We start from the raw sequence: 26,610 nt of genomic DNA on the forward strand, positions 1-26,610 counted from the left end.
CTCGCGTACGCGGATTTGCGTAGGCGGGTGCCGCTCCTCGGCGGACGACCTCCGGCGGGGGCGCCGACAGACTCGGCTCATGCTGACCGTGCTGTTCAGGGCGTTCCGGGTGCCGGATCTCCGTAAGAAGTTGCTGTTCACGCTGGCCGTCATCGGGCTGTTCCGGTTGGGGCAGATCATGCCGTCGCCGGGGGTGGACGTCGTGGCGGTCCAGCAGTGCCTGGGGACGGCGCGCGGCGGGTTGTTCGACATGGTTCAGCTGCTCAGCGGGGGCGCGATGCTGAAGCTGTCGGTCTTCGCGCTGGGCGTCATGCCGTACATCACCGCCAGCATCGTGATGCAGCTGCTGGCCGTCGTCGTGCCGCGACTCGAAACGCTCAGGAAGGAGGGGCAGTCGGGGCAGGCGAAGATCATCCAGTACACGCGGTACCTGACCGTGGGGCTGGCGGTGCTCAACGCCACCACGGTCGTCGCGCTGGCGCGCGGCGGGCAGCTGCTGCCGGGGTGCGCGCGGCCGCTGCTGCGCGACGAGAGCCTGCTGGGCGTCGCGGTGGTGGTGTTCACCATGGTCGCGGGCACCAGCATGGTGATGTGGCTGGGTGAGCTGGTGACCGACCGGGGGATCGGGAACGGGATGTCGATCCTGATGTTCACCCAGGTCGTGGCCTACTTCCCGTCGTACATGTCGACCATCTTCATGCTCAGCCCGTTCGCCTTCGTGGTGATGCTGGTGACCGGGGTGTTCCTGGTGGCGGCCGTGGTGTTCATGGAGCAGGCGCAGCGGCGCATCCCTGTGCAGTACGCCAAGCGGGCGGTGGGGCGGCGCGTGTACGGCGGGACCAGCACCTACATTCCGCTGAAGGTCAACCAGGCGGGCATCGCGCCGGTCATCTTCGCCACGTCGCTGCTGTACCTGCCGACGCTGCTCGCTCCGATGCTGGGTGACGAGGTCGGCGGGTGGCTGTCGCGGAACCTCACCGGTGGAACGCACCCGCTCTACATGATCGGATTTTTCCTGCTGATCGTGGGATTCGCGTACTTCTACGTGTCGATCACCTTCAATCCCGTCGAGGTGGCGGACAACATGAAGCGGTACAGCGGGTTCGTGCCCGGCTTGCGCCCGGGCAAGCCGACCTCGCGGTACCTGGCGTACGTGCTGTCGCGGCTGACCGCGCCCGGCGCCGTCTACCTGGGGGTGCTGGCGCTGCTGCCGCTGCTGGCCTTCGCGATCCTGCGGGATCCGGGTACGCAGCAGAACTTCCCGTTCGGGGGCACCAGCATCCTGATCATGGTGGGGGTGGGGCTCGACACGGTGAAACAGATCGAGGCACAGCTCCAGCAGCGCAACTACGAGGGCTTCCTCAGATAGTCACGTCGGTACGGCCAGCCCCGCTCTCATGGCGAACACCACCAACTGGGCGCGGTCGCGGGCGCGCAGCTTGACCATGGCCCGGCTGACGTGCGTACGGACGGTGTCGGGGCTGATCACCAGCTCCTTGGCGATCTCCTCGTTGGACCTGCCGGTGGCCACCCAGGCGACGAGTTCGCGTTCGCGGGGCGTGAGGGTCTCAAGACCCTCGACCGGCTCGGTGCCGTGCCGGCCGAACAGGCCGATGACCTTCCTGGTGATCGCGGGCGACAGCAGCGCCTCGCCCGCGGCCACCACCCGCACCGCGCCGGCCAGCTCGTCCGGGGCACTGTCCTTGAGCAGGAACCCGCTGGCGCCGGCCTGCAGCGCGGCGAAGACGTACTCGTCCACCGCGAACGTGGTCACCACCACGATCCTGGTACCGCTCAGCTCACGATCACCGGCGATGGCCCGCAGCGTCGCCAGGCCGTCCATGCCGGGCATGCGGATGTCGAGCAGCAGCACGTCCGGCCGGGTGCGGCGGATGAGCTGGAGCGCCGCCGCGCCGTCGGCCGCCTCACCGACGCACTCCAGCCCCGGCTCCCGCTCCAGCAGCGCCCTGAGCCCCATCCGCACGACGGCCTGATCATCGGCGACGGCCACCCGGATCACCGGGCTGACTGCCTGTTCGGCCGACGAGTCGGGTTCGGCGGGGGGTGGAGGAGCGGAGTAGGGCCCGGTCACGTCAGGTCTGCCGGGGAGTCGACGCTGTTCAGACGATCTGACGCGTCCTGGTGATCTACGGCGCCCTGGAGTGTGGCGCTTTGGGATGCGGCGCGCTGGGGCGTGGTGCTCTCGGGGAACGTGGCGAGGACCTGGAAGCCGCCGCCGTCCCGCGGGCCCGCGGTGAAGTGGCCGCCCGCCGCGGTCACCCTGGCCCGCATCCCGGCCAGCCCCCGGCCCTCGGCCGTCCCTGACCAGCCACGCCCGTCGGCCGAATCCGACCGGCCGCGCCCGTCGGCATCACCCGACCGGCCGACGCCACGGTCGGCGATCTCCAGGACGAGCCCGGCCGGGTCGCCGGACAGCCGTACGAGCGCTCTGGTCGGGCCGGCGTGGCGCAGCACGTTGGTGAGCGACTCGCGCACCACCCCGTACACGGTCGCGCTGAGGTGAGCGGGCACGGCGGCATCGGCGGGCTCCACGTCCACCGGCAGCCCCGCGGCCCGGACCCCGTCGATCAGGCTCGGCAGATCGTGGGCACCGTTGCCAAGGCCGTGGGTGCTGTCGCGCGGGTCGAGGCGGTCGAGCGCCGCGCGTAGCTGGGTGAGCGCCGTCGTGCTGGTCTCCTTGATCGCCAGCAGCGAGGCACGCGCCTGCTCGGGGTCGTCGTCGAGCGTGATGAGCGCGAGCCCGGCCTGCATGGCGATGGCCGCCAGCCCGTGCCCGGCGGCATCGTGCACCTCCCCGGCGATCCGCGCCCGCTCAACGGCGAGCACATCCGCCGCCGCCCACCCGCTCGCCTGGTTCGCGCCTTCTTCGTACGGCCAGGAGGTCGCGTCTCTCTCGTAGGGCGACGAGGTCGCGTCTCCCTCGTACAGCCAGGAGATGGCCGGAGCCGAGATGCCCTCGTCAAGCGCGCGGACCCCAGCCCCGTCGCAGGGTGCCCCGCCAGTCGTCGGTGGCACGACTTGTCCGTGGCACGGCCGACCGACAGCCACGTCCTCCTCGTGGAGCGGCTGTACGGCGGTGGCGGTGTCGTCGTGGAGCGACTGGATGGCGGTGGGGGCGTCTTTGCGGAGCGACCAGACGGCGGTGGGGGCGTCGTCATGGAGCGGCCAGACGGTGGAAACGGCGGCGCCGTCGTCGCAGGGCGCCCACCCGGGCTCGGCTGCCTGGCCCCCGTCACCCGGTGCGTCGTCACGGGAGGCACGGACCGTCCGGGGCGCCGGAGCGACGCTGTGGGCCGGGATGCCCCAGGCCATGGCGGGTGTCGCACCCCCGAGCGTGCCACCCCGTAAGACGTCGACGCTCGCGAGCACGCCGCCCCGTACGGCGTCGGAGGAGACGGCCGGTGGCGGTTCGGCCTCCGCGGCGGCGGCGGCAGCGGCCGCGCGAGCCTGGGCCAGGCCGCTGAACGACCACGGGACGGCCAGCCAACCGGCCCAGGCCAGCATGACCACGACCGGGATGTCACCCAGCCGGGCCATCCGGGACAGCGCTTTGAACGGCCTACGACGGCCACCACCGCTGTGCGTGTGCTCGGTCACCGTCCCCCCACCTGGCCAGGCTGGCTCAGCCCCTAATCCTAGCCAGTTTCAGGCCTTCCGGTTGGCGGGCGGACCGCCCAGGCCCCACGAGATGATCTTGTTGGGGGTGATCCGGATCAGCTCGGCGCTGAAGCCGGGGAACGGCGGCTGCTGGTCGGCGAGCGCCTGCGCCGTTCCCCTGATCTCGACCCCGCGTACCACCCACGGGTCGGTGGAGGCCAGCTCGTCCACGACGAAGGCGACCGTGCTGCCCGCCGCGATGTTCCGATATTTCTTGGACTTGCCGAGATTGTGGCCGCCGATCGTGATCGCGCCTGCTTCGGCGTCCACGAAAAAGCCGACGGGGCTGTTCTGTACCTGCCCCTCGGGCGAGATCGTGGCCAGCCGGCCGAGCCGCTGGGTGGCGAGGTAGTCCAGCTCTTCCTGGGTGAATGTCATGAGAGGAGAGTGCTACCTCAAGCGCGGTTCAGGTCAAGCTGATCCGCTGGTGAGCCAGCGCAGCGGGTTGGCGCGGGTGACCAGGTCGATCGTGTCCTCGCCGACCCCCGACTCGCGCAGGCGCGGCAGCAGCGTGTGGAAGAGGTGGGCGTAGCCGGGCCCGCCGTACCGGTTGACCTGCGCGATCCGGCTCACGCCGGTGCTGAGCAGGAGGCGGTCGGCGTGGCCATCCTCGATGAGGTCGAGCGCGATCCTGGCCGACTGGTCCGGGCCGGAGCCGAGCGAGCCCAGGCTGACGTACGCGCCGGCCTCGGCGATCTTGCGGGCGATGACCGGGTCGGCGCCCGCGTAGCCGATGCTCACCCGGGCGCCGGGCAGGCCCTCGCCAAGGAGGATCTCCAGCATGGCCAGCCCGTTGTGCCCGTACGTGGCGACGGGCAGGCGCGAGGCCAGCGCGGCGCGGGCGGCGGCGATCAGGCCGCGTTCCTCGGCCGCGGTGGGCTCGGTGCCGCAGCAGCCGACCTGGCCGATCACGCCGGGGAACACGCCGACGCCGTCGAGACCGTCGGAGATCTCGCTCATCAGCCGTTTCGTGAGCGTCTCGACGTCCGCGTCAGGAGAACCGGTGAACGGTCCGGCGAACAGGCCGGTCGAGGCGATCACCGGGACCCGGCTGCCGACCGCGATCCGGGCCAGGGCGGCGGCGTCGCGGCCCATGCCCAGGCAGGTGAGGTCGACGACCAAACCGAGCTGGTCGGATTGGCGCAGCTCGAGGAGCTCGGCGGTGACGGTCTGATCCTCGTCGAGCCAGCGGTAGGGGTCGGAGTCGATGCCGACCGCCCAGCGCATGTCGGTGCGCAGGTGCTCACGGGATAGGACAGGACCGTCGATGGCGGTCGCGAGAACGGGACCGGTGACGGTACGAAGCAGGGCCTCGGGCATAGGAGACGTTAACCGATTTTTGCCCGAAGTCGCCGATAGAAGCACGAAATTTTACGTTTGTGGTGGTTTGTGGATAGGGCGGGTTGTGGGCTTGATATGGGAGCCTATAACGGGTTCTGGGGCCGTATCCTTGGGGGCACATCGACCGTGCGGGGGAGTACGTTGCCGATCCAGGACTCCGAGACCGGAGACGCCGACGCGATCAAGGACGAGTCGGCCGACCGTTCCAGCATGCCCGAGCGCCGTTCGGGCATCCACGGCTGGCTGGACGGCGTCCGGTCCACCCGCGCCGGCCGGCTCACGCTGAAGATCGTCATCGGCACCATCGGCGCGATCATGGTGGCGGGCGGGCTGATCATGGTGCCGTTCCCCGGTCCGGGCTGGCTGATCGTGTTCGCGGGACTGGCCGTGCTGGCCACCGAGTTCCACTGGGCGCGCCGGGCGCTGGAGTTCGGCAAGCGAGTGCTGCACGACTGGACCGAATGGTACAAGCGGCAGGGCTGGCTGATCCGCGTCATCGTGCTCATCGTGACCGTGGCCGCGGCGGCCGTGATCGTCTATTTCGGGCTCAGGACGCTGGGAATCGATCTCATCGAACTGGCTCGGCGCATTATCTAGATCGGGTCGTTATCGCTGCCGGAAACGGCGCCGTGCGCGGCCTATCCTGCGGGCGTGATCGCCCACATCGCCGTCGCCCTGTCGCTCACCCTGCTCGCTCCGATCGCCGAGCCCCCGGCAGCCGCCGAGCTCCCAGCGGTCGCGAAGCTCCCGGCCGCCGAGCTCTCCACCGCCCAGGCGGACACACTGCCCCTCCCCGGCGTCAGTGTGAAATATCTGGAAAAAGCGGGTGATCCCGTACGGCTCAGCACCTACGGCCTGGGCACCAAGAGCACCTACCTCAGGGCCAGGACCGGCAACACATTCGCCCAGCAGCCGACCCTGTCGGAGGCGGCGGTCTCGCCCGACGCCGCCACGGTCGCCGGCGTCCCGAAGTCCTACCGAGCCGGCTACGACTCCCTGCTCCTCACCGACCGCGCGAGCGGCAAGGGCAAGCGGGTGCGCACGGTCAAGAAACCGCTGGCCGCCTCGTACATCTCCTGGTCGCGCGACAGCAAGCGGGTGGCGCTCACCGTCGAGCAGAAGGTCGGCGGGAAGTGGCGCGCCGTCGGCTTCACCGTCGTCGACGTGGTGACGGGCACCGCGCGCACGGTCCGTCCCGCCGGGCTCGACGGGGCAGCGGACTTCTGGTGGAGCCCCGGCGGCGACCTCGTCGCCAGGTTCGGTGACGGCCTGCGGACCTACCGGGTCAGTGACGGCGCGACGCTACGCACGTTCGCGGGCGTCGGGCTGCCGACCGGCCCGGAGGACGCCTATTCGCCGTCGGGCAGCCGCCTGACCACGTGGTGCCCGTCACGCTTCAAGGAGCAGCTCTGCCTGGTGAACCCGGCCACCGGCAAGATCGCGAGCCGGGTGGCCGTCAGTCCGGAGATGCTGTTCGGCTGGTGGGACGAGAGCCATGTCATCGCGGTCATGGCCCATCAGGGCGCCTACCGGTTGTCGGTGGTCGACCTGACGGGCAAGGTGACCCGGGTGCTGGCCGCCATCCCGTCCCAGACGTGGAAGGCGAACCTCTGGCTTACCTTCCGTCGGGGCTAGAGGTAGAGGCCGGTGCCGTGGTCGGTCTCCTGGGTGGCGACGGCGTGCAGATCGCGCTCGCGCATGACGAGGTAGACCTGCGAGTGCAGCTCCACCTCGAACTGGTCCTCCGGGTTGAGCAGCACCTTGTCGCCCACCTTGACCGCGCGCACGTTCGAGCCGACCCCGCAGACCTCGCCCCAGGCCAGCCGGTTGGCCATCTTGACCGTCGCGGGGATGACGATCCCGGAGCCGCTGCGCCGCTCCTCGGTCTCTTGCTCCAGCCGGATCATCACCCGGTCGTTCAGCATCTGTATCTCGAACTTGGGTGCTACCACGCGCCCAGTTTACGGTCAGCCGGGCCCCCGCTGCCCGGCAACTGGGCCGTCAGGGCAGCGTGAGCTCGGCGAAGACGGCCCGGTGGTCGGTGCGCTCCAGCCGCTCGACCGTGAACGCGCGCACCCCCATCCCGGCGGAGGCCAGCACGTGGTCGATCACCACGCCGGGAGCCCGCCCGCCCTTGGGCCAGTACGTCGCGGTGAGCCCCCGCCCGGTGACGTCCGCCGCGTCGCGGTAGCCGGCGGCCAGCAGGTCGCGCATCGGTACGTGGTCGAGCGTGGCGTTGAAGTCACCCGCGAGCACCCGCGTGACCCCGCCGCCGCGCGGCAGGGCGACCAGCCCCTGCCGCCAGCAGAGCGTCGGCCCGACGTACTGGGGCGCGCACGGGTGCACGGACACCACCTCGATCTTCGTCCCGCCCGGCGCCGTGAGCACCGCTCTGGCCTGCCCGAACGCGCCGAACTGGATGGCCGGCCCCGCCGTGAGCGGATAGAGCGAGTAGACGCCGGAACCGCCCACGCCGGGCAGCGCGCGGACCACGGCCTGCGGCAACACCTTGCGCAGCCCCGCCTGCTCCAGGGCCGCCGCGGCCTTCGGCGTGAGCTCCTGCAGCGTCAGCACGTCCGGCCGGAGCCTGGTGACCAGCTCCATCAGCCCTGCCGGGTCACCCGAGCCCACCATCAGGTTGGCCGCCAGCACCCGCAGCGTGCGCCCTCCCGCGACCGGCTCGCCGCTGCCGCTGCCGCTGCCGCTGCCGGTCGCGGTGGCGACCTCGGCGTCGGCGTCGGAGAACCAGCGAGGCAGTACGGCCAGCGCCAGCGCCGCCACGGTGACGAGCGCGACCGCTCCCGCCACCCGCCGCCGCAGCGCTCCGGCCAGGACGAGCCCAAGCACGGACGCCGCCGCCGCGTACGGCGTGTACGCCACGATCGGCACCCATGGCCACAACCCGTCGTACGGGCTCCACCGCAGCGCCGCCCATACCGCGAACGGAGCCACCACCAACCACACCAAAGCGCTTCGCACACGCACCTCCTCCCTTGTATTGCCACGAATAACTACCTGAGTTCACGTCATGAGATCGTGTGCTTCATGCGCGACGCGGAAGCCAGGGTCCTCCAGGCCATCGACGACACCGAGACCGTGAATCTGCTGGCCGAGACCGTCAGAGTGCCCAGCGTGACCGGGACCGACGCCGAATCCGACCTGCAGCACCGCCTCGCCCGCGTGCTCACCGAGGCGGATCTGGACGTGGACGTCTGGAAACTGGACCTCGACGCCCTCGGCCGCCGCACGGGCTTCCCCGGCACCGAGGCCCCCAGGACCGAGGGCTACGGCGTGGTGGCCGTGACCGGCGGCGAAGGCATCCCGGCACTGGCGCTGCAGGGGCACGTCGACGTGGTGCCCATCGGCGACCCGGCCAAGTGGGCGGGCAACGACCCGTTCGCCGCCCGGATCACCGGCGACACCCTGCACGGCCGCGGCGCCTGCGACATGAAGGCCGGGCTGGTGGCCAACCTCGCCGTCGTCCGCGCGCTCAAGAAGGCCGGCGTACGGCTGGCCAGGCCGCTCGCCGTGCACTGCGTGATCAGCGAGGAGGACGGCGGCCTCGGCGCGTTCGCCACGCTGGCCAGGGGCCACACGGCGGAGGCGGCGGTCATCACCGAGCCGACCGGCGGCGCCGTCATCACGGCCAACGCGGGGGCGCTGACGTTCCGGCTGGAGGTGGCCGGCCGGGCCGCGCACGGGGCCACCCGGTACGAGGGGGTCAACGCGGTCGAGGTGTTCTGGCCGGTGTTCGAGGCGATCCGGCGCCTGGAGGCCGAGCGCAACCGTGACGTGCCGGCCCTGTTCGACGGGAACGCGATGCCGTACCCGATCGAGATCGGCACCGTGCGGGCGGGTGACTGGGCGAGCAGCGTGCCCGACCTGCTCGTCGCGGAGGGCCGGATGGGGGTCAGGCTCGGCGAGGACCCGGCGGCGGCGCGGGCCGCGTTCGAGGCGGCGGTGCTGGCGGTCGCGCACCCGTGGCTGCGCGACCACCCGCCGGCGATCACCTGGCCGGGCGGGCAGTTCGCCAGCGGACGGCTGCCCGAGGCGCACCCGCTGCTGGCGGAGGTGGCCGGGGCCGTCGCCGACACGACGGGCACGCGGCCGATCGAGAAGGCCGCGCCGTACGGGAGCGACCTGCGGCTCTACGCTGCGGGCGGGATCCCGGCGCTGCACTACGGCCCTGGCGACGTGCGGTACGCGCACGCCCCCAGGGAGCAGGTCGAGCTGCGGGAGCTGCGCGAGGTCACACGAGCGCTGGCAACGCTCGTGGTGCGCCGTTGCGGAACACTCTGAGCAGCGCCCCCGGACTCATCAGTGACGGCGGCGCGTCCATCAGGTTCGCCACCCGGAGGAAGCGCCTGGCCAGGTCGGCGTCGTGTGCCGCCGCCGCGTGGAAGCGCTCCAGGTAGGCGTTGACCATCCGGATCTTCGGTGTGAGCTCCCCTTCCACGCCGGGCAGCCGCAGGTCACCGCCGACCACGATGTCCCAGGGCGCGTCGAGCACCTTGGTGATCCGTCTGAAGAACGGCAGCGGACGCAGGTCGGGGTCGAGCAGGGCCTTGGCCTCCAGCGCGGCGACCGACATGCCCTGGCCGTAGAACGGGTTGAACGCGCAGAGGGCGTCCCCGACGACCAGCAGGCCCTCCGGGAAGCGGGAGAGCCGCTCGTAGCGGTACCTGACGCTGGCCGGGGTGTGGTACGAGCGCGGCTCCCCGATCGGCTCCGCGACGGTGATCAGTCGGTGCAGGTCGGGGGCGGTCAGTGTCTCGGCGAAGGCGGCGAACTGCCGCAGCGGCAGCTCCGGTCCGGCGCCGCCGTATCCGGCCATGGTCACGACCCAGCGGTCGTCCTCCAGCGCCAGCGCCACCCCGCCGCGCGGGATCTCGGGAGTGGGCACCACCACGAGGACCAGATCGCCGTCGAGCTGGTCCGGCCGGCGACGGAACTCGCGCGTGCCGTACCTCAGATCGATCGTCACCCGCTCCTCGGCGGGCCGGTCGTAGCCGAGCTCGGACAGCCAGAACGGCGTGCGCGAGCCCCGCCCCGAGGCGTCGACGACCAGGTCGGCGGGCATCGGGTCGCCGTTCGCCAGCCGCACGCCGGTGACCCGGCCCTGCTGGGCGAGCAGGCTGGTGACGGCGCGGTCGTCCAGCACGCGCACGCCGGGCAGGGCGGTGACACGGCGGCGGATCTGCCCTTCGAGCAGCGTCCGGCTGAGCGACAGCCCGAGCAGACCGCTCTCCGCGCGGGCGAGCGGCTGCCCGCTGTGGATCCAGCGGGCCTGGCTCTGCAGGTCGCCCAGGAGCGCGCCCTGCGCGACGAGTTCGGCGGTGAGCCCGGGCAGCAGCTCGTCCATGACCTCACGGCCCCTGGCGAGCAGGCCGTGCGCGTGGCGGCTCTGGCCGACGCCCTTGCGATGGACGTCGACGGTGGGCAGCGTGTCGCGGTCGATCACGGTGACCCTGGCGTACCTGCGGTGGAGCGCGGCGGCGGACAGCAGGCCCGCCATGCTCGCGCCGATGACGACGGCGTGGTCCATGGTTGATTCCCCCTGAAGAAAGATCTGGCTTTCCAGAGGGTCACCCAGGCCGCAGGTCCGGTTCCACGTCCTTTGGCACGCTCCAAGAACGATGTTCTACGAGGATTCCACGGGCAGGCCCGCCCCGACCCAGTCCTCGATCCCCTCGACGTACCTGCGCACGTTCGTGTAGCCGAGCGCGGTCAGGCGGCGAGCGACGGCCTTGCTGTTGTTGCAAGCCGGATTCGAGCAGTACGTGATGATCGGCGCGTTCTTGTCGGGCAGCAGCGCGGGAGCCCGCTCGGCGACCTCGCTCTCGACCAGCGCGATGGCGCCGGGCAGATGCTGCTGGGCGTAGTAGCCGCCGCCCAGCGTGTCGAGCACGGTGACCGTGCCGAGTGCCGCATGGGGCTCTTCACGGGTTATGGTCATTGTGGCCTCCGGTTCAAATGGACTACAGTCCGGTTTGTGGATCGCTCGAAAGCTAGCGGACCGCGGTCCGGTTCGTCAAGGCAGCCGCTGGAAATGCTCCACGGCCGTCAGGTCAACGAACGCGCGGACGCGGCGCGCAACAGGGGGAAGATCTTGTCCGCCGCGGCCAGGCTGTTCGCCGAGAAGGGGGTCGAAGCGGTCTCCATGGACGCGATCGCCGCCGAGGCAGGGGTGGGGAAGGGGACCTTGTTCCGCAGATTCGGTGACAAGTCCGGGCTCGCGGTGGCGCTGCTCGACGAGCGCGAACGGGTGCTGCAGGAACGCATCCTGTCCGGCCCGCCGCCGCTGGGTCCCGGCGCGCCCGCCCGCGACCGGCTCACCGCCTTCGTCGACGCCTATCTGGACTATCTGTTCGCCCACCTCGACCTGGTACGCATGTCCGAGACGGCCAGTCCGGGCGCCCGCTACCGGATCGGGGCCTATCGCTTCTGGCACCGCCACACGGCCATCCTGCTGGCGGCGTCGCGTCCGGGGTCCGACGCCGACGTGCTGTCGCACGCGCTGCTCGCGGCCACCGCGGCCGAGGTGGCGGGCGTGCTCAGGCAGGAGTACGGCGAGGCCCGCGCACGCGACGCGATCACCGCCCTGGTCGGGGCCCTGGTGGGATGAGCGCAGGATGAGACGGGGCGAGCCGGTGGACCAGGGCGGCGGCCTCGACCCGGCCGGTCACGCCCAGCTTGGCGAGGATGTTGGACACGTGCACGCTCGCCGTTTTGGGACTGATGAACAGCTCCGCCGCTATCTGGGAGTTGGACCGTCCGGCGGCGAGCAGGCCGAGGACCTCGCGCTCACGCTCGGTCAGGCCGAACTGCGCCATCGGATCCGGTGAGGTGGGCGCCGGCTCCTCGGAGACCTCGTCGCTGAGCACCAGCCGGGCCCGCCTGGCCAGGGCGTCGATCTCGGCGGACAGCGGTTCGGCGCCCAGCCTCGCGGCCAGCCGGGACGCCTCGGCGGCCGCCCGCACCGCTTCGCCCCGATCACTCGTGGCGCACTGCCGCTCCGCCAGCCGGAACAGGCAGTAGGCCAGCATGTACGGCTCGTCCGCGGCCCGCCAGGCCGTGACGGCGCCATGCCACTCCTGGCTGGACGGGGGACCAGCCGTTGGGAGCCGGGTCTGCTCGGCCGCGATCATCAGGGCGTACCCCTGGTCGGCGGGGGTGATCACGGGAAAGTCGCCGACCATGGCGACCAGCTGTTCGACGATCTCGTCGGATGGGCCGGCCTTTCGCCTGTCGCGGGCAAGGATGGCCCGGTCGATCCCGATCCTGGTGCCCAGCCAGATGAGCGGCAGGGAGAAGCGGGCCAGATGGGCGTGGCCGGGATGCCGGAGCGCCTCGGTGATCGTCGCGAGGGCGGCGTCCAGGTCACCGGCCAGGCGCTGCGCCTCGGCCAGGTCACCGGCCAGCGGGTGCAGGAACTGGGGCTCGTTGGAGTCGATCACCATAGCCCTGGCCTGGCCGGCGATCCGGGCGGCCTCCTCGCCCCGCCCGCTCAGCACGGCGATCTGCGCCGCTCTTTCGAGCAGCGCCGCGGAGAACAGCCCTTCCGGCTCGCTGCGCAGTGCCTGCGCGATCGCCCGCCGCGCCTCCTGCCAGTGTCCGAGGTGCACCATGGACTCGATCATGTTCCCGGCCAGGTAGGCGCCGTGAGTGCGGACGCTGCCGGTGCGCCGGGCCAACTCCAGGCCCGCGTTCGCGCTGTCGATGGCCTCCTGGTGGCGGCCGAACATCTCCAGCGCGTCACTGGAGTTGGTCCAGCCGCGCATCGCCGTCTCCACCGCGCCGATCTGCTCGGCCAGCCGCAGTCCGTCCATCAGCGTGGCGATGCCGGACTCGGCCTCGCCGAGGAACGCCCGCACCCAGCCCAGGGTGATCAGGGCCTCAGCCTGCTCGGTATGCGCACCCACCGCCGTGGCCACGGCTACAGCGCGTTCGGCGACGGTCGCCGCCTCCTGCATGGACCCGTCGCGCATGTACGTTGCGGCGAGCGGGGTCAGCAGCGCGACGTGGGCGTACTCCAGCGGCTCGGCGGGCAGTAGGTCGAGCGCCGCCCGCAGGATAGAGATGCTCTCGTCATGCTGTCCGAGGTCGAGCAGCGTGCGCCCGCGGCGCCACATGAGCAGAGCCCGCCGGGAGACCGAGCCGTTCTCGCCCAGCTCGGCCAGCGCCTGGCCCACCAGGGAGCGTGACCGGTCCACCGATCCGGCCCGGTAGGCGGCGTCCCCGGCCTCCGTCAGCACCTCGATCAGGTCGGTGCCGGTCAGCGCGGCGGCGTCCGGCACCCGGGGCCAGATCTCCAGAGCCCGTTCCAGGTGCGTGAGCTGCTCGGCCGGCGCGTACATCGCCGACGTCTTGGCCGCTGCCAGCAGCGCGGGGAGCGCCGCGGGCAGGTCGAGCGCGGCCAGCCAGTGATGAGCCAGCGCCGCGGGCGCTCCCGCCTGATCGGCGGCAAGATCGGGATTGGACGACAGCGCCTGCGCGTACGCCACGTGCCAGCCGGCCCGTTCGCCGGGCAGCATGTCGTGATAGACCGCGTCCCTGGCCAGGGCGTGCCGGAAGGCGTACCCCTGGCCGCCCTCGTCCACCAGCAGCAGATGGTTCTCCACGAGTTCGCGCAGCGCCTCGAACAGCGCCGCCGGCTCCCCTCCGGCCACCGCCGCCAGCAGCCGCTCGGGCACCTGCCGTCCGGCCGCCGACGTCGCACGGAGTAACCGCTGGGCCGCCGCCGAGCGAGCCTCGGCGCGGATCAGCAGCAGGTCGCGCAGCGTCGGGGACAGCCCGGCGGCATCGCCGCCGCCGTCGCGTACCACCTCGACCATCTCCTCGACCAGGAAGGCGTTCCCCTCGGAACGATCCAGTACCAGGTCGAGCGTGCCGGGGTCGGCGGGCCGGCCGAGGATGGCCGCGACCTGGGCGGCCACCTCGTCGCGGCGGAACCTGACCAGTTCCAGGCGGCGCGCCTGGCGCATCCGCTCCCAGCCGCTCAGCAGCGGGCGCAGCGGGTGCCTGCGGTGGATCTCGTCGGACCGGTAGGTCCCCACCATCAGCACGGGGGCCTCGCGCAGAGTTCGTATCAGGTACGTGAGCAGGTTCAGCGTGCTCTGGTCGGCCCAGTGCAGGTCCTCCAGGACCAGCATCAGCGGCCGGTCCGCGCTGAGCCGTTCGATCATCCCCAGCACCAGCTCGGGAAGGTGCGCGCCCTGATCGGCAGCCGTGCCGGGAATCGGCTCCAGGCTGGGCAGCACGTGGGCCAGCGGACCCCGGGCGGGCCCCAGCCACGCGTCCACCTGCTCCGGCGAGGCCGACCGGCTCAGCGTCCGCAACGCCTCGGCCAGCGGCGCCAGCGGCAGCCCTTCCGGGCCGAGCTCCACGCAGCGGCCGGTGAGGGCACGAAGGCCGGACGTCTCGGCCAGCCGGGTGGCCTCATCGACCAGGCGTGTCTTACCGATGCCCGCCTCGCCACCGACCAGGACAAAACAGGCACGTCCCGTTTGTACCTTGGACAGCTCACTCGCCAGGGTCGCGAGCTCCTCGTGTCGTCCCACGAAGACCGGGCTGACCACCATCCCGCGCATGACCGACACACTCGCACCTGCCGACAATCTTGTACAGATCCGACGTACGGCAGACGCCGTAGGCAGGCTGCCGCCCGAAGCGCGGCCGATGCTCTGGAACCTCGCAGCTAGGGAGAGCCCCCGCACATCTAAGGTACGGCGTGGATCGCGAATAAGGTTGTTGCCCGAAGTGCGGCCGGCTCCTTAGCGAATAACGTTCATTTCGCCACCCGGTATTTCGACCGGAGGAAATTCGATAGGAGCATAAAATGTTCAGGACCTCGCTCAAGAAAGCGAAGACCATCGCGGCGATCGGCGCCGTTTCCGCAGCGGCAATGCTGGCCGGCACCGGCACCGCCAACGCCGCCAGCGGCTTCACCGTCCGTCTCTCTCCGGTGTCCAACGCGTTCCTGTTCGTGGACGTCGAAGGGGGCGCCACGGGAGACGGCGCCAGAATCATCCAGTGGCCCTTATCGGGCGACAACCAGATCTGGCAGTTCCAGCCGGTCGGATCGCACTTCCAGATCGTCAACCGGCACAGCGGTAAGTGCATCACCAGCGACGGCGGCGTCGCCCACCAGCTCTACCAGTGGCGCTGCAAGGGCACTGACCTCCAGCTCTGGGACACCACCCTCACCCCGGGCAACGCGTTCGCTTACCCGATCAAGAACGTGGCCAGCGGCCTGTTCATGGAAGTCCTCGGCGCGAGCGGCGCCCAGGGCGCGGCCATCGACACCTGGTATTACCACAATGGCCTCAACCAGGCTTTCCTCGGCACCTCGGCGGACTAGAACGCCATATTCGCGCGTGTGCCGGGATCAGGCCGTCGTCCGCACCCGGCGGCGCGCCTCGGGGATGATGAGCGGGGTGCCCGACTGGGGATCCGCGATGATCTCGCAGCGCAGGTCGAACACCTGGGCCACCAGCTCGGGCGTGACGATCCCGGCCGGCTCGCCCTCGGCCACGATGGCGCCGTCGCGCATGACGATGAGGTGGGTGGCGTAACGGCACGCCTGGTTGAGGTCGTGCAGGACCGCCACCATCGTGCGTCCGGCCTCGTGCAGGTCGGCGCAGAGGTCCAGCACCTCGATCTGGTGGGAGATGTCGAGGAACGTCGTCGGCTCGTCGAGCAGCAGAATCGGCGTCTCCTGCGCCAGCGCCATCGCCAGCCACACCCGCTGCCGCTGGCCGCCGGACAGCTCGTCCACGATCCGGTCGGCCAGTTCGGCCACGTCGGTGGCGCGCATCGCCTCGGTCACCGCGGCCTCGTCCGCGCGCGACCACTGCCGCATCAGCTTCTGGTGCGGGTAGCGGCCACGGGCCACCAGGTCCGTCACGGTGATCCCGTCGGGCACGATCGAGCTCTGCGGCAGCAGCCCGAGCCGCCTGGCCACCTCCTTCGACGGCAGTGAGGTGATCACGCTGCCGTCGAGGTGGACCGCGCCCTTCCTGGGCTTGAGCATTCTGGCCAGGGCGCGCAGGAGGGTGGACTTGCCGCAGGCGTTCGGCCCGATGATCACGGTGAACGACTCGTCGGGGATCGTCACGTCCAGCTCGGCCGCCACGACGCGCTGGTCGTAGGCGAGGGTGAGGTCGCTGCCCGACAGCCGGGCGGACCGGGGGAGTGCCATCAGTAACGGTCCTTCCGCAGGAGCAGGGCGAGGTACGCGCCGCCGATCGCGGCGGTGAGCACGCCGACGGGCAGCTGGGTGGGGGCGAGCACGCGCTGGGCGGCCAGATCGGCGCCCGTCAGCAGTACGGCGCCCATGAGCGCCGACGCGACCATCGTCACCCCGGGCGAGCGGGTCAGCCGCCTGGCCAGTTGCGGCGCCGACAGGGCGACGAAGATGACCGGCCCGGCGGCGGCCGTGGCGACCGCGCACAGCAGCACGCCCACGGCGATGGCCGTGGCCCGCACGGCCTCGACCCGGATGCCCATGGCCTTCGCCGCGTCGTCGCCCATCTCGATCATCCGCATCGGCCGCGACACGAACGCGCAGACCGGCAGCAGCACCGCGAGCGCCACCGCCACCGGGATCGCGTGGTCCCAGCCGCGCCCGCTGAGGCTGCCCGTGAGCCACGCGCCCGCGGTGGCGGCGTCGTTGATGTTGGCCCTGGTCAGGAGGTAGGAGTTGGCGGACAGGAGCAGCGCGTTCGCGCCGATCCCGACGAGCACCAGCCGGTACCCCTGCACGCCCCCACGATGAGCCAGCGCGTAGACCAGCACGGCGGTGCCGACGCAGCCCGCCAGCGCGCCGCCCGCGATCTGCAGCGCCGTGCCGCCCGCGATCACGCCGAGGATGCCCCCGGTCGAGGCGCCGGCGGTGAAGCCGATGAAGTCGGGGCTGCCGAGCGGGTTCCTGGTCAGGCTCTGGAAGATCGCCCCGCTCACCCCGAACGCCGCGCCCACCAGCAGCCCGGTGACCACCCTGGGCGCGCGCAGCTTGCCCACGATCAGCTCGGCGACGGGCGTGCCGTGGCCGAACAGCGCGGTCAGCACATCGGGTACGGGCACGGTGAACTCGCCGGTCGAGATCGCCGCCACGGCCACGGCGAACGCGACCAGAACGAGGACCAGGCCGACGACGAGGGCCCGCGGCGCCAGCCGTACGGACCAGGGGCCGAAACGCAGGCTCATAGCGCGGCCAGCCTCCTGCGCCTGGCCATCAGGATGAAGATCGGCGCGCCGACCACGGCGCACATGATGCCCACCTGCACCTCGCCGGGCCGGGCGATGAGCCGCCCCGCCACGTCCGCCGCCAGCAGCAGCACGGGCGCGGCCAGCATCGTGTACGGCAGCACCCACCGCTGATCCTGACCCACCACGGCGCGTACGGCGTGCGGCACGGCCAGCCCGACGAACCACAGCGGCCCGGCCGCGGCCGTGGCCGAGCCGCAGAGCAGCGTGACCGAAACGGCCGTGAGGACCCGCGTGCGGGTGACGGCCACGCCCAGCGCCTTGCCGGCGTCGTCGCCCAGCGCGAGCATGTTCAGCGGCCTGGCCAGCAGCGGCCCCACCACCAGGCCGATGACCATGAAGGGCGCGAGCCGCAGCAGCACGTCGGAGGTCTGCCCGGCCAGGGAACCGGTCAGCCAGAACCGCATCCGGTCGAACGTCTGGGAGTCCATGCGCAGGATGGCCGAGGCCACCGCCGTGAAGACCATGCCGACGGCGATGCCGGCCAGCGCCAGCCGTACCGGACCGGCGCCGGAGCGGCCGGACGAGCCCAGCGCGTAGACGACGACGGAGGCCAGGGCGGCGCCGCCGAACGCGAACCACACGTAGACGGCCGGGTCCGAGAGCCCGAACAGCCCCAACGCGAGGGTGACGCCCAGCGCGGCGCCCTCGTTGATGCCGAGCAGGCCGGGGTCGGCCAGGGGGTTGCGGGTCAGGCTCTGCATCAGCGCCCCCGCCAGCCCGAGCGCGGCACCCACGCCGATGCCCAGCAGGGTCCGCGGGACGCGCAGCTCGCGGATGACCGTGTGGTCACTCGACCCGTTGGGGGCGGTCAGCGCGTCCAGCACCGTGGACAGCGGCACCGACCGCGCCCCCAGCGCCACGCTCGCCATCGCCACCAGCACCAGCACGCCGAACGCGACCACCAGCCCACCGGCCAGCGCGGCCGGACGTCCCCGGGACACCACAGGCTCGTCCGCGACCAACGTTGTGACCTGCTCACCCACAGGCAACCCCACCCCCTTTCGTCCCAGCCGAATTTACGCGAGGCTAATGTAAAGCCTCGGTAGCAAGGCAAGCCTAACCTTAGGAGATTGACATGTCGGGACCGATACTGCCACGCAGGGGGTTCCTCGCGGCCACGGCAGGTTTCGCGGCGGCCCTGACGCTGGCGGCCTGCGGTGACGAGGGCACCCCCACCCAGGCGGCCCCGACCGGAGCGGCGGGCGGGTGGACGTTCACCGACGACCGCGACAAGAAGCTGAGCCTGCCCAAGCGCCCTGCCCGGGTGGTCGCCCAGGTCGGCTCCGCGGCGGCGTTGTGGGACTTCGGCGTGCGCCCGGTCGGCGTCTTCGGCCCGCACAAGCTCAAGGACGGCACCAGAGACCCCCAGGTGGGCAACGTCGACATCACCAAGGTCCAGGGACTGGGCAACGTCTGGGACGAGTTCAACGTCGAGCAGTACATCGCGCTCCAACCCGACCTGCTGGTCAGCAGCATGTACATCAAGGGCACGCTCTGGTACGTGCCGGAGAAGTCGAAGGCCACGATCGAGCAGGTCGCCCCGACGGCCGGCATCATGCTCACCGGGCGCAGCGCCATGCAGGTGATCGGCAAGTACGAGGAACTGGCCAAGTCGCTGGGCGCGGACCTGCAGGGGGTGCCGGAGGCCAAGGCCCGCCTGGAGGCGGCCAGCAAGGAGCTGGCGGCGTTCAAGGACCTCAAGATCCTCATGATGTCGGCGGGCCCCGACTCCATGTGGGTGGTGAACCCGCCCGAGTACCCGGACATCGTGCACCTCACCCAGAACGGCCTGAACGTGGTCACGCCCGCCAAGGTCGACGAGGGCGGCTTCTTCCAGACGCTGAGCTGGGAGAACGCCGACACCTACGACGCCGACGTCATCCTGTACGACACCCGCACCCAGTCGCTCAAACCCGCGGAGATGATGAAGAAGCCCACCTTCGCCAAGCTGCCCGCGGTCAAGGCCGGGCAGCTCTACCCGTGGAGCGCCGAGGCCCCCTACAGCTATCAGGGCTACGCCGACTTCGTGGAGGGCCTGGTCGCCAACCTGAAGAAGGCTAATAAGCTCCCGTGACCTCGACGATCTCGGCCAGCGGGAACTCCAGGTAATCGCCGGCCTCTTCGCACCAGGCGTCGAGGGCACCGCCCTTGAGCTCGCCGTGGCTGATCGTCGCGGTCAGGCCGTCGGTCAGCGTGATGCCCGCGCGTACGCCCCGGTCGACGACGAAGCCGAGAAGTGACTGCTGCGCCGTCGGCAGCCTGGTCGCCATCCGGCCGATGACGGCCCAGGTGCGACCGCTGCGCTCGCTAGCCGCGCGGTCGGCGGAGATCAGGCGGGCGGCGTGCTCGTGCGGGTCGGGGATCGGTTCGGCGATGTTGTGCGGCATCGCCTCGAACTCCGCCATCGCCTCGAACTCCGACAGCTCGGCCACCTGACCGCCGGGCAGCAGGATGAGCTTGCCGTTCGGCGGCTCCTCGACACGGGTGCGGCGGATCGTGATCTCGCCGCCACCGTCGACGACCGGGACGGGTGAGTAGCCGGCCTCGCGCAGCGCGCCGAGCGTCCGTTCGGGGCCCGCCGAGCTCACCAGCACGGTGGGGGCGAGCAGCCGCAGGCCGAGCCGGGTCAGCCGCCGGTGACCGGCGATCTCGGCCAGCAGGGCCGGGTCGGAGGCCTGCACCACGCAGCCCACCATGGTCACCGTCACCTCGCCGTGCCTGCGGGCGACGTCTCGTACGAGGTATTCGAGAGGCTGCGGGATGGTGCCGACGCCGGACAGCTCCGTCAGCAGTTCGTCGGCCTCGTAGCCGTGGTCCAGCGCGCGGCGCACGCTCTCGGTGGTGAACCGCCACACCGAGGCCGCGCCCCGCGACTCCCGCTCGGCCACCCGGTCGAGCAGCGCGGCCAGCTCGGCGGACGGCGGTCCCGTCACCACCGCGGTCAGGTCGGGCCCGAACAGCGCGCTCCTGCGGACGCTGGCCAGCGCCCTGGTCGACGCCTCCATGAGCATCGGGTCGTGCTCGACCAGCGGCACCGCGTCGTCGCTCTCGTCGCCCGCCTTGGCGGCCAGCCCGGCCAGCGCCCGGCCCAGGTCGGTGAGCGAGTCGTTGGCCAGCAGGCCGAGCAGCCGCGCCTCGTCGAGCACCGCGGACGTGCACTCGGCCAGCAGCGCCTGGTCGAGCAGCGGAGAGTGCCAGTGGACGTTGCGGACCAGGGCGGCGCGGTCGGCGAAGGCCGTGCCGGACGGCAGATGGGACAGGACCGACAGCACCGCCCGGCGCACGCGCGCCACGGCGGCGCCCGACTGGTCGTCGCCCAGCACGGTGCCGTACTTGCCGTCGATCTTGCGCAGCGACGAGCGCTCCATGCGCCACCAGGCCGACAGCAGCACCCGCAGCCTGGCCGAGCCCTCGTCGAGCCGCCAGCGGTCGAACCGCTCGGTGGGGATCATGCCGCCGGACGCCTCGTCCCAGGCCAGCAGCCTGGCCACGGTGCAGACCTCCAGCAGCAGCCGGGTCTCGTCCTCGTCGCAGCCGGTCTCCTTGGCCACCCTGCGTACCTCGCGCACGCCCACGCCGCCGGTCTTCAGCAGTGGCAGCGGCGCCTTGGAGGTGTTGTCGAGCAGCGCCGCGCACCGTTCGACCACGTGCGGGGCGGCCAGCGTCATCAGGTGATCGACCTCTTCCGGGTCGATCGGGATCGTGACCACCTCGGGCGGCTCGGGGGTGAACGGCGGGTGGTAGCCGGGCCCGCGCAGGCCGAGCGCCACCTCGCGCGGCATCTCGGCGACGTGCCAGCTCGGCCGGTAGAGGAGGCCGTGGTCGGCGGACCACTTCTCCGGCGTGCCGGGTATGACGAACCGGCCGCCGTCGACGTCGCGTACGGGGCCGTCCCAGGCGAAGCCGTCGAGCAGCTTGACCGTGCCCTCGGGGGCGTGGCGCAGCAACGCGTCGAGCCGCGCGCGGTCGCCGAGCACCTCGCTCGCCCGGCTGATCGTGCGGCGCTTGTTGCCGTGGGGCGGGAGCCCCAGGTTTCGGGCGAGCGAGCGCAGCGTGTCGGCGCTGATCGTCCAGGAGTTGAGGTAGTGGTCGAGCGGCTCGCCCAGGCCGAGTGGCGCGGTCCACCACCGGGACACGCCCTCGGCCAGGCGGATGACGCCCTCGCCGTCGGGCCAGGCAAGTGCGTGATCATGGAGGAGGTCGAGCCAGGGGGTCATCTCCTCGGCCGGCACGCCGAGGAAGGCCGCCAGCCGCTCGGGAGTGGCGTGCCGGACGACCAGGCACGCCTGAGCCAGCTCAAGGCAGGGAAGAGGCAGGCCGCGCAGGGCCTCCATCACGGCGAATCCGTTGCCGAGCCGTTGGGCCAGGGTGTCGAGCCGCCGCGGCCAGGGCGCCGCGATGGCGTCGGGCCGGGTCGCCAGGATGCGTCCCAGCCTGTCTTCGTCAAGTGTTCGTAGCCAGCCGAGCAGGTGATCATCCATCTGTCAGCACTCTCATGGGGTCGCACGCAGGGACTCACCGTGAGCCATGAGCATCCACGGTAATGCAGATCACCCCCGGTCAGGAGAGGACTGCCCAGACGATCTTCCCGTGGGGCGCGAGTGCGGACCAGCCCCATCGATGGCTGAGCGATTCGACGATGTGGAGTCCGAGGCCGCCGGTGTCGAGAGGGCCAGGGTATCTCAGCGTGGGCACCGATGAGCCTGGATCGGTGAAGGCGCTGGTGACCAGTGGGCCGCGGCGCACCAGGGACATGTGGACCGGGCGCTGGCAACGGCCCTCGGCCAGGTGTAACCCGTGCCGCAGCGCGTTGGTCGCCAACTCGGAGACCACCAGCTCCATGTTCTCGATCAGCTCGCCGAGCCCCCACGCCGTCAGGGTGCCGTTGGTGTAGCTGCGGACGGCGTGGATCGAGGACGGCGTGGGCGGGAGCACGAACGTGGCGCTCATGGCCGGCCCTGGAACCAGCAGGTCACGCGCGGCCTCCGGCCACCAGTCGACCGGGGGCCACCAGTCGAACGTGGTCCACTGGCCCTGCGTCGCCGTGGTGGTTTGCACATTGATCATTCTGGAGCAAACTCTCGTGCAGGTGCAAGAGCGAATGCACGTGCAGACACCCCGTGCAACCGCTACCTTTGCCTCAAAAGGTCAATCGGTGGGAAAGGGGATCTTGTCCGCGGCATATGATCTTTCGGCCGTGGAGTGACAGACTGTGTGCTAAGGAAACGACCAAGGAGCAGCACGTGTCCCTCGATCCGCCCGGTTCAGGTTCGACCGTTCGGCGCATCATGCTTGGCGCCAGTTTGCGGCGGCTGCGTGAAGCCAGCGAGCTCACCCGCGACCAGGCCGGATTCCACATCCGGGCGTCCGAGTCCAAGATCAGCCGAATGGAACTCGGTCGCGTCGGATTCAAGACACGCGATGTGGAGGACCTGCTCACCCTGTACGGCGTCGTCGACGACGCCGAGCGCCGTGCTCTGCTGGAGATGGTCCGCGAAGCCAACACCCCCGGGTGGTGGCACAAGTATTCAGCCGTTCTGCCCGCGTGGTTCACCACGTACGTGGGGTTGGAGGAAGCAGCCAGCGTGATCCGTACCTATGAGGTGCAGTTCGTGCCTGGCCTGTTGCAGACGGCTGCATACGCACGCGCGGTATACCGACTCGGCAACCCCGATGAGACCCCTGGGCAGATCGAGCGCCGCGTGCATCTGCGCATGCAGCGACAAGAGCGCTTCACGCAGAAGGACGGCCCACGACTGTGGGCGGTCATCGACGAAGCGACCCTCAAGAGGACCATCGGCGGGCGGGAGGTCATGTCCGAGCAGCTTCAGCATCTGCTGGAAGTCGCCGCCCTTCCCAACATCACCATTCAGGTGATGCCCTTCAGGTACGGCATGCATGCCGCTGAAGGTGGCGCTTTCAGCATCTTGCGATTTCCCGAGTCCGACTTGTCGGACGTTGTCTATGTCGAGCAGCTCTGGGGTGCCCTGTACCTGGACAAGCGTGAGGACATCGATCCATATCTCACGGCTATGGAGCAGTTATGCGTGGAGAGCACCACGCCAGGGGGCACAGTCGAGCTCATCGGCGGTCTTCTCAGAAAGATGTAGATGAAGCAGACCTATAACGGCATGCCCGCGGCCGACCTCAAGCAGGTCGCCTGGCGCAAGAGCCGCTACAGCAACTCACAGGGGAACTGCGTCGAACTCGCGAAGCTCCCCGACGGCGGGGTGGCGGTGCGAAACTCACGCTTCCCCGATGGCCCGGCCCTGATCTACACCCGCGACGAGATCCGGGCCCTCGTGCTCGGAGTGAAGGATGGGGAGTTCGACGGCCTGCTGGTGTAACAGGCTGTTAACCTCCGGCGCGGCTCCTTAACGGAGGCGCGCCGGAGGCGTAACCGCCCTGCCTCCTCCGGCCTCCATGATCGAGACATGCTCGACCAAATGACCCTCTATCCGATCGCCGACGACGTGCTCTTCGCACCCGGCGGCAAGGTCGTGATACGCACCTACGGCGTCGCGCCCGCGGCCTCCGGCGGTGCCGTCTCCTATCGCACCTGGGTCACGGGCGTCCGTGACCAACCGCGTTACTGGCACTGGGGACACTTCGAGGATGCCGCCTCCGGGCACCGCAGGGTGCTGGAGTGGCTGACGGGGAGGGGGCCGCAGCCTACCCAAGCGGTCGCTTGATCAGCTAGGGTGAAGGCCGAGCAATCGCTTGGTCAAAGGAGCCCTGGATGCGGCGTGGGATCTACCTTCTCGAAGAGGTCGACTTCCGGCCCATGAACTCGCGCCGGCCGATGGAGTACCTGACCTGGCTGACCCGCTACAAGCGCGAGGACGAGGCCCGCCAGGCGCCCACGCTGACCTCCGGCATGTCCATCAGATCCCGTGAGATCGACCTGGCCGGCGCCTTCTACGCCGTGGGCATCACCGGCCACCCGCAGTTCAAGGCGGTCACGCTGTGGGACTGTCACGGCGGCTGGGACGGCGGCTGGCGCCAGATGATGGAGATCTACCAGGGCGTGGACGAACGCCTGTTCCTCTCCGACATCGACGACCTGCGCTTCTCCGCGTTCTCCCGTCCGCTCGGCGCCGTGCCGGGCTGCCCGGACCTGAGCGAGGTGGACACCGCCGAGCTCTACGTGTTCGAGAGCGCCCGCGTACGACCCGGCGCCGCCCTCGACTACCTGGAGGCGGTCCGCACCGAACGCGCCCCGCTGCTGGCCGAGCACGGCCACCACCTGGTCGGCCTGTACGAGGTCCTGTTCTGCGACACCGAGGCCGTCACGGTCTGGGGCGTGTCGCTCGATGACCACCTGAGGACGCAGCGGGCCCGTGACGCCGCCCTCGGCCTCGACGACGAGGTGCCGCCCGACAAGCGCCTGCTCGACTGGTCCAGGCGGGCCCGCGACTTCCTCGACGGGCCGTGGCGCGAGACCCTCCTGTCACCCTTCCCCGGCAGCCGTCTGGCGCCCGGAGGCGCATCGAGTTAGCGTCGTGCTGCGGAGGTAGCCATGACGGACTCGTACCTCTCTAACGGGCAGAGCTCCGACGACCACGTCGCCTCGTGTCCCGACTGCAGCGCGGCCATCGCGCTCCTCGACGCGCCGGGTGAGGCGGTCGCCCCACCTCCCAGGCTGCGCGACGCGATGCTGTCCAAGGCGCGGCTGCGGCGCAGCCCCGCCGAGACCGCGGTCGCGGCCGTGGCCGTTCCCTACGCCCAGCAGGTGGCGCTCATGGACGAACTGCTGGGCGAGCTGAGCGTGGCGCAGTGGGAGGCGCCGCTGGCCAAGCACGGCACCGTACACGGCATGGTCGAGCACCTGGCCGCCAACGACGCCAGAGTCGCGGCCTTCATGGGCCTACCGGCCGTCGCCGGCCTGCCGGTCCACCGGCGCTGGCGCGCGCAGGCCGGTTCCCTGCTCGAACGCGTCTCCGGCAGCTCCGGCGTGCTGCTCGGCGTCGAGGTGGAACTGGCCGGGACCGGTACCCGCCCGGTGCGCGGGCCGCTGCGGCACGCGATGATCCAGCGGACGTTCGAGACCTGGACGCACGCCGACGACATCAGGAGCGCCACCGCCAGGTCCTCGGCGCCCCCGGCCGACGAGCACGTGCGCATGATCGCCGAGTTCGGGCTGGCCCTGCTGCCCAAGGCCGTCAAGGGACCGCGCCGCGACGTGGCCGCCACCGTCATGCTGACGGGTGCCGGCGGCGGCACGTGGACGGTCCCGCTCTCGCCGACGCCGGACCGCGTCGCCGTGCTGGTGTCGGCGGACGCGGTCCACTTCTGCAAGCTGCTGGCCAACCGGTGGCCGCCGGGCTCCTTTCCGTACGCGGCCGAGGGAGATCCCGCGCTCGCCCGCGAGCTGATGCGGGCCGCGGCCACGCTGGGGTGTGACTGATGGCCGGCGACCTGGACCTGCACGCCCGCCTGGTCGCGGGCGACCTCGACGCGCTCGCCGCCGCCTATGACGAGCACAGCCCGTTCGTGTACGGGGTGGCGGTCAAGGTCACGGGGAGCCGGGCGTTCGCCGAGGAGATCACCCAGGACGTGTTCGTCGCGCTGTGGGAACGGCCGCTGTCGTACGAGCCCCGGTACGGCTCGCTGCGCGGCTGGCTGGTGAGCAAGGCGCTGCACGCGTCGGCCGTACGGGCTGAGGTCGGCTGACCGGCGCGTACGGGTTGGGTCAGGTGACCTGGGTGTCGGCGCGGGTGCGCTGAGGTCAGGTGACCGGGGCGTTCCAGGTCGTCACCACGGGTTCGGCGTGTTCGAAGCCGAGCCGTGAGTACGTGCCGGTGTCGAGCTTGAGCAGGCGGCCGTCGGCGGGTGGCAGGCCCAGCCAGCGGGCCGCCAGCACGCGCAGGAAGTGCCCGTGCGCCACCAGCGCCACCCGTCCCTCGGCCGCCTTCGCCCTGGCGATCACCCGGTCGGCCCGCGCTCCGACGTCGGCCGCGCTCTCCCCGGGGTGCTCGGCGTCGCCGGGGATCACGCCGTCACGCCATAGGTACCAGCCCGGATGGGTCTCCCGGATCTTCGGCGTGGTGATGCCCTCGTAGCCGCCGTAGTCCCACTCCCACAGATCCGCATCCATCTCGTACGCCTCCAGCCCGGCCAGCTCCGCCGTGCGGCGGGCCCGCTGGGCGGGGGACACCAGCACCAGATCGAACGGCACCTCCTTGACCAGCGGCGCCAGCGCCCGCGCCTGCTCCTCGCCGGCGGGCGTCAACGGCACGTCGGTGCGGCCCGTGTGCTTGCCCGCCGTGCTCCACTCTGTCGCGCCGTGCCTGAGCAACACCATCTCATCCATGCCTCCCA

The 26,610-nt window shown here is 71.0% G+C and carries 28 protein-coding genes; 13 read left to right on the forward strand and 15 right to left on the reverse strand.

What is annotated here, in order from left to right:
* Positions 1 to 79: 79 nt before the first annotated feature.
* Complete coding sequence (secY, locus tag AB0B91_RS11245; RefSeq protein ID WP_358318148.1) at positions 80 to 1,369, forward strand: preprotein translocase subunit SecY; 1,290 nt, start codon at positions 80 to 82, stop codon at positions 1,367 to 1,369.
* Here secY and AB0B91_RS11250 read toward each other — a convergent pair whose 3' ends face one another.
* From AB0B91_RS11250 to AB0B91_RS11265, 4 genes are all read right to left on the reverse strand, one after another.
* Complete coding sequence (locus tag AB0B91_RS11250) at positions 1,370 to 2,020, reverse strand: response regulator transcription factor (protein ID WP_214643784.1); 651 nt, start codon at positions 2,018 to 2,020, stop codon at positions 1,370 to 1,372.
* A gap of 68 nt (positions 2,021 to 2,088) precedes the next feature.
* Positions 2,089 to 3,618 carry a sensor histidine kinase gene (locus AB0B91_RS11255; RefSeq protein ID WP_358318149.1) on the reverse strand — a complete coding sequence of 510 codons (1,530 nt, stop codon included), beginning with the start codon at positions 3,616 to 3,618 and terminating at the stop codon, positions 2,089 to 2,091.
* Between the two features lie 48 nt (positions 3,619 to 3,666).
* Positions 3,667 to 4,056 carry a PPOX class F420-dependent oxidoreductase gene (locus AB0B91_RS11260; RefSeq protein ID WP_358318150.1) on the reverse strand — a complete coding sequence of 130 codons (390 nt, stop codon included), beginning with the start codon at positions 4,054 to 4,056 and terminating at the stop codon, positions 3,667 to 3,669.
* Between the two features lie 33 nt (positions 4,057 to 4,089).
* Positions 4,090 to 4,998, reverse strand: coding sequence for an aryldialkylphosphatase (locus tag AB0B91_RS11265; RefSeq protein WP_358318151.1), 909 nt, complete (start codon positions 4,996 to 4,998; stop codon positions 4,090 to 4,092).
* 162 nt (positions 4,999 to 5,160) lie between these two features.
* Here AB0B91_RS11265 and AB0B91_RS11270 point away from each other — a divergent pair, with 162 nt between their 5' ends.
* Both AB0B91_RS11270 and AB0B91_RS11275 read left to right on the forward strand, forming a co-directional pair.
* Positions 5,161 to 5,616 (forward strand): TIGR02611 family protein, encoded by a 456-nt coding sequence (locus tag AB0B91_RS11270; RefSeq protein WP_358318152.1) that lies wholly within the window; start codon positions 5,161 to 5,163, stop codon positions 5,614 to 5,616.
* Between the two features lie 54 nt (positions 5,617 to 5,670).
* On the forward strand, positions 5,671 to 6,654 hold the full coding sequence (locus AB0B91_RS11275) for a hypothetical protein (RefSeq protein WP_358318153.1): 984 nt from the start codon (positions 5,671 to 5,673) through the stop codon (positions 6,652 to 6,654).
* Here AB0B91_RS11275 and AB0B91_RS11280 read toward each other — a convergent pair.
* Both AB0B91_RS11280 and AB0B91_RS11285 read right to left on the reverse strand, forming a co-directional pair.
* Positions 6,651 to 6,971, reverse strand: a complete 321-nt coding sequence (locus AB0B91_RS11280; protein WP_308168932.1) for a co-chaperone GroES — start codon at positions 6,969 to 6,971, stop codon at positions 6,651 to 6,653. The two genes, AB0B91_RS11275 and AB0B91_RS11280, sit on opposite strands and share 4 nt — an antisense overlap.
* Positions 6,972 to 7,020: 49 nt before the next feature.
* A complete protein-coding gene (locus AB0B91_RS11285) occupies positions 7,021 to 7,998 on the reverse strand; it encodes an endonuclease/exonuclease/phosphatase family protein (RefSeq protein WP_358318154.1) in 978 nt (325 codons plus the stop codon).
* Positions 7,999 to 8,064: 66 nt separating this feature from the next.
* On the opposite strand from AB0B91_RS11285, the gene AB0B91_RS11290 reads away from it, so the two are divergent.
* A complete protein-coding gene (locus tag AB0B91_RS11290) occupies positions 8,065 to 9,318 on the forward strand; it encodes an ArgE/DapE family deacylase (protein ID WP_358318155.1) in 1,254 nt (417 codons plus the stop codon).
* On the opposite strand, the gene AB0B91_RS11295 is transcribed toward AB0B91_RS11290, so the two are convergent.
* A complete protein-coding gene (locus AB0B91_RS11295; protein ID WP_358318156.1) occupies positions 9,269 to 10,564 on the reverse strand; it encodes a tryptophan 7-halogenase in 1,296 nt (431 codons plus the stop codon). The genes AB0B91_RS11290 and AB0B91_RS11295 overlap by 50 nt on opposite strands.
* 96 nt (positions 10,565 to 10,660) lie before the next feature.
* Positions 10,661 to 10,975 (reverse strand): rhodanese-like domain-containing protein, encoded by a 315-nt coding sequence (locus tag AB0B91_RS11300; protein WP_358318157.1) that lies wholly within the window; start codon positions 10,973 to 10,975, stop codon positions 10,661 to 10,663.
* Between the two features lie 93 nt (positions 10,976 to 11,068).
* On the opposite strand from AB0B91_RS11300, the gene AB0B91_RS11305 reads away from it, so the two are divergent.
* Positions 11,069 to 11,644: a helix-turn-helix domain-containing protein gene (locus AB0B91_RS11305; protein WP_358318158.1), complete on the forward strand. Its 576-nt coding sequence runs from the start codon at positions 11,069 to 11,071 to the stop codon at positions 11,642 to 11,644.
* Here AB0B91_RS11305 and AB0B91_RS11310 read toward each other — a convergent pair.
* Positions 11,613 to 14,609 carry an AAA family ATPase gene (locus tag AB0B91_RS11310; RefSeq protein WP_358318341.1) on the reverse strand — a complete coding sequence of 999 codons (2,997 nt, stop codon included), beginning with the start codon at positions 14,607 to 14,609 and terminating at the stop codon, positions 11,613 to 11,615. The two genes, AB0B91_RS11305 and AB0B91_RS11310, sit on opposite strands and share 32 nt — an antisense overlap.
* Before the next feature lie 248 nt (positions 14,610 to 14,857).
* Here AB0B91_RS11310 and AB0B91_RS11315 point away from each other — a divergent pair, with 248 nt between their 5' ends.
* Positions 14,858 to 15,379: an RICIN domain-containing protein gene (locus tag AB0B91_RS11315; RefSeq protein WP_358318159.1), complete on the forward strand. Its 522-nt coding sequence runs from the start codon at positions 14,858 to 14,860 to the stop codon at positions 15,377 to 15,379.
* 27 nt (positions 15,380 to 15,406) lie between these two features.
* On the opposite strand, the gene AB0B91_RS11320 is transcribed toward AB0B91_RS11315, so the two are convergent.
* From AB0B91_RS11320 to AB0B91_RS11330, 3 genes are read right to left on the reverse strand one after another with little or no spacing between them, the layout of a single operon-like run.
* Positions 15,407 to 16,219 carry an ABC transporter ATP-binding protein gene (locus tag AB0B91_RS11320; RefSeq protein ID WP_358318160.1) on the reverse strand — a complete coding sequence of 271 codons (813 nt, stop codon included), beginning with the start codon at positions 16,217 to 16,219 and terminating at the stop codon, positions 15,407 to 15,409.
* Positions 16,219 to 17,226, reverse strand: a complete 1,008-nt coding sequence (locus tag AB0B91_RS11325; protein WP_358318161.1) for an iron chelate uptake ABC transporter family permease subunit — start codon at positions 17,224 to 17,226, stop codon at positions 16,219 to 16,221. Before AB0B91_RS11325 ends, AB0B91_RS11320 begins: the two co-directional genes overlap by 1 nt.
* Positions 17,223 to 18,230, reverse strand: a complete 1,008-nt coding sequence (locus tag AB0B91_RS11330; RefSeq protein WP_358318162.1) for an iron chelate uptake ABC transporter family permease subunit — start codon at positions 18,228 to 18,230, stop codon at positions 17,223 to 17,225. Before AB0B91_RS11330 ends, AB0B91_RS11325 begins: the two co-directional genes overlap by 4 nt.
* Positions 18,231 to 18,364: 134 nt before the next feature.
* On the opposite strand from AB0B91_RS11330, the gene AB0B91_RS11335 reads away from it, so the two are divergent.
* Positions 18,365 to 19,363, forward strand: a complete 999-nt coding sequence (locus AB0B91_RS11335) for an ABC transporter substrate-binding protein (protein ID WP_358318163.1) — start codon at positions 18,365 to 18,367, stop codon at positions 19,361 to 19,363.
* Here AB0B91_RS11335 and AB0B91_RS11340 read toward each other — a convergent pair.
* Positions 19,347 to 21,770 carry a helicase-associated domain-containing protein gene (locus tag AB0B91_RS11340; protein ID WP_358318164.1) on the reverse strand — a complete coding sequence of 808 codons (2,424 nt, stop codon included), beginning with the start codon at positions 21,768 to 21,770 and terminating at the stop codon, positions 19,347 to 19,349. The two genes, AB0B91_RS11335 and AB0B91_RS11340, sit on opposite strands and share 17 nt — an antisense overlap.
* A gap of 79 nt (positions 21,771 to 21,849) precedes the next feature.
* Positions 21,850 to 22,356 carry an ATP-binding protein gene (locus AB0B91_RS11345; RefSeq protein ID WP_358318165.1) on the reverse strand — a complete coding sequence of 169 codons (507 nt, stop codon included), beginning with the start codon at positions 22,354 to 22,356 and terminating at the stop codon, positions 21,850 to 21,852.
* Positions 22,357 to 22,577: 221 nt separating this feature from the next.
* Here AB0B91_RS11345 and AB0B91_RS11350 point away from each other — a divergent pair, with 221 nt between their 5' ends.
* The 6 genes from AB0B91_RS11350 to AB0B91_RS11375 all read left to right on the forward strand — a co-directional run bounded on the left by AB0B91_RS11350 (position 22,578) and on the right by AB0B91_RS11375 (position 25,962).
* Positions 22,578 to 23,399, forward strand: coding sequence for a helix-turn-helix transcriptional regulator (locus AB0B91_RS11350; RefSeq protein ID WP_214643811.1), 822 nt, complete (start codon positions 22,578 to 22,580; stop codon positions 23,397 to 23,399).
* Positions 23,400 to 23,636, forward strand: coding sequence for a DUF397 domain-containing protein (locus AB0B91_RS11355; RefSeq protein WP_214643800.1), 237 nt, complete (start codon positions 23,400 to 23,402; stop codon positions 23,634 to 23,636).
* An 87-nt stretch (positions 23,637 to 23,723) separates the two neighbouring features.
* Entirely contained in the window at positions 23,724 to 23,981 is a 258-nt protein-coding gene (locus AB0B91_RS11360; protein WP_219533256.1) for a hypothetical protein, read from the forward strand.
* A 47-nt stretch (positions 23,982 to 24,028) separates the two neighbouring features.
* A complete protein-coding gene (locus AB0B91_RS11365; protein ID WP_358318166.1) occupies positions 24,029 to 24,787 on the forward strand; it encodes a hypothetical protein in 759 nt (252 codons plus the stop codon).
* Between the two features lie 21 nt (positions 24,788 to 24,808).
* On the forward strand, positions 24,809 to 25,696 hold the full coding sequence (locus AB0B91_RS11370) for a hypothetical protein (RefSeq protein ID WP_358318167.1): 888 nt from the start codon (positions 24,809 to 24,811) through the stop codon (positions 25,694 to 25,696).
* Positions 25,696 to 25,962, forward strand: coding sequence for a sigma factor (locus tag AB0B91_RS11375; protein ID WP_358318168.1), 267 nt, complete (start codon positions 25,696 to 25,698; stop codon positions 25,960 to 25,962). Before AB0B91_RS11370 ends, AB0B91_RS11375 begins: the two co-directional genes overlap by 1 nt.
* A 55-nt stretch (positions 25,963 to 26,017) precedes the next feature.
* Here AB0B91_RS11375 and AB0B91_RS11380 read toward each other — a convergent pair whose 3' ends face one another.
* Positions 26,018 to 26,602 (reverse strand): histidine phosphatase family protein, encoded by a 585-nt coding sequence (locus AB0B91_RS11380; protein WP_358318169.1) that lies wholly within the window; start codon positions 26,600 to 26,602, stop codon positions 26,018 to 26,020.
* Positions 26,603 to 26,610: the final 8 nt, after the last annotated feature.

The organism is Nonomuraea sp. NPDC049141 (genome assembly GCF_040648415.1).
GTDB lineage: Bacteria > Actinomycetota > Actinomycetes > Streptosporangiales > Streptosporangiaceae > Nonomuraea.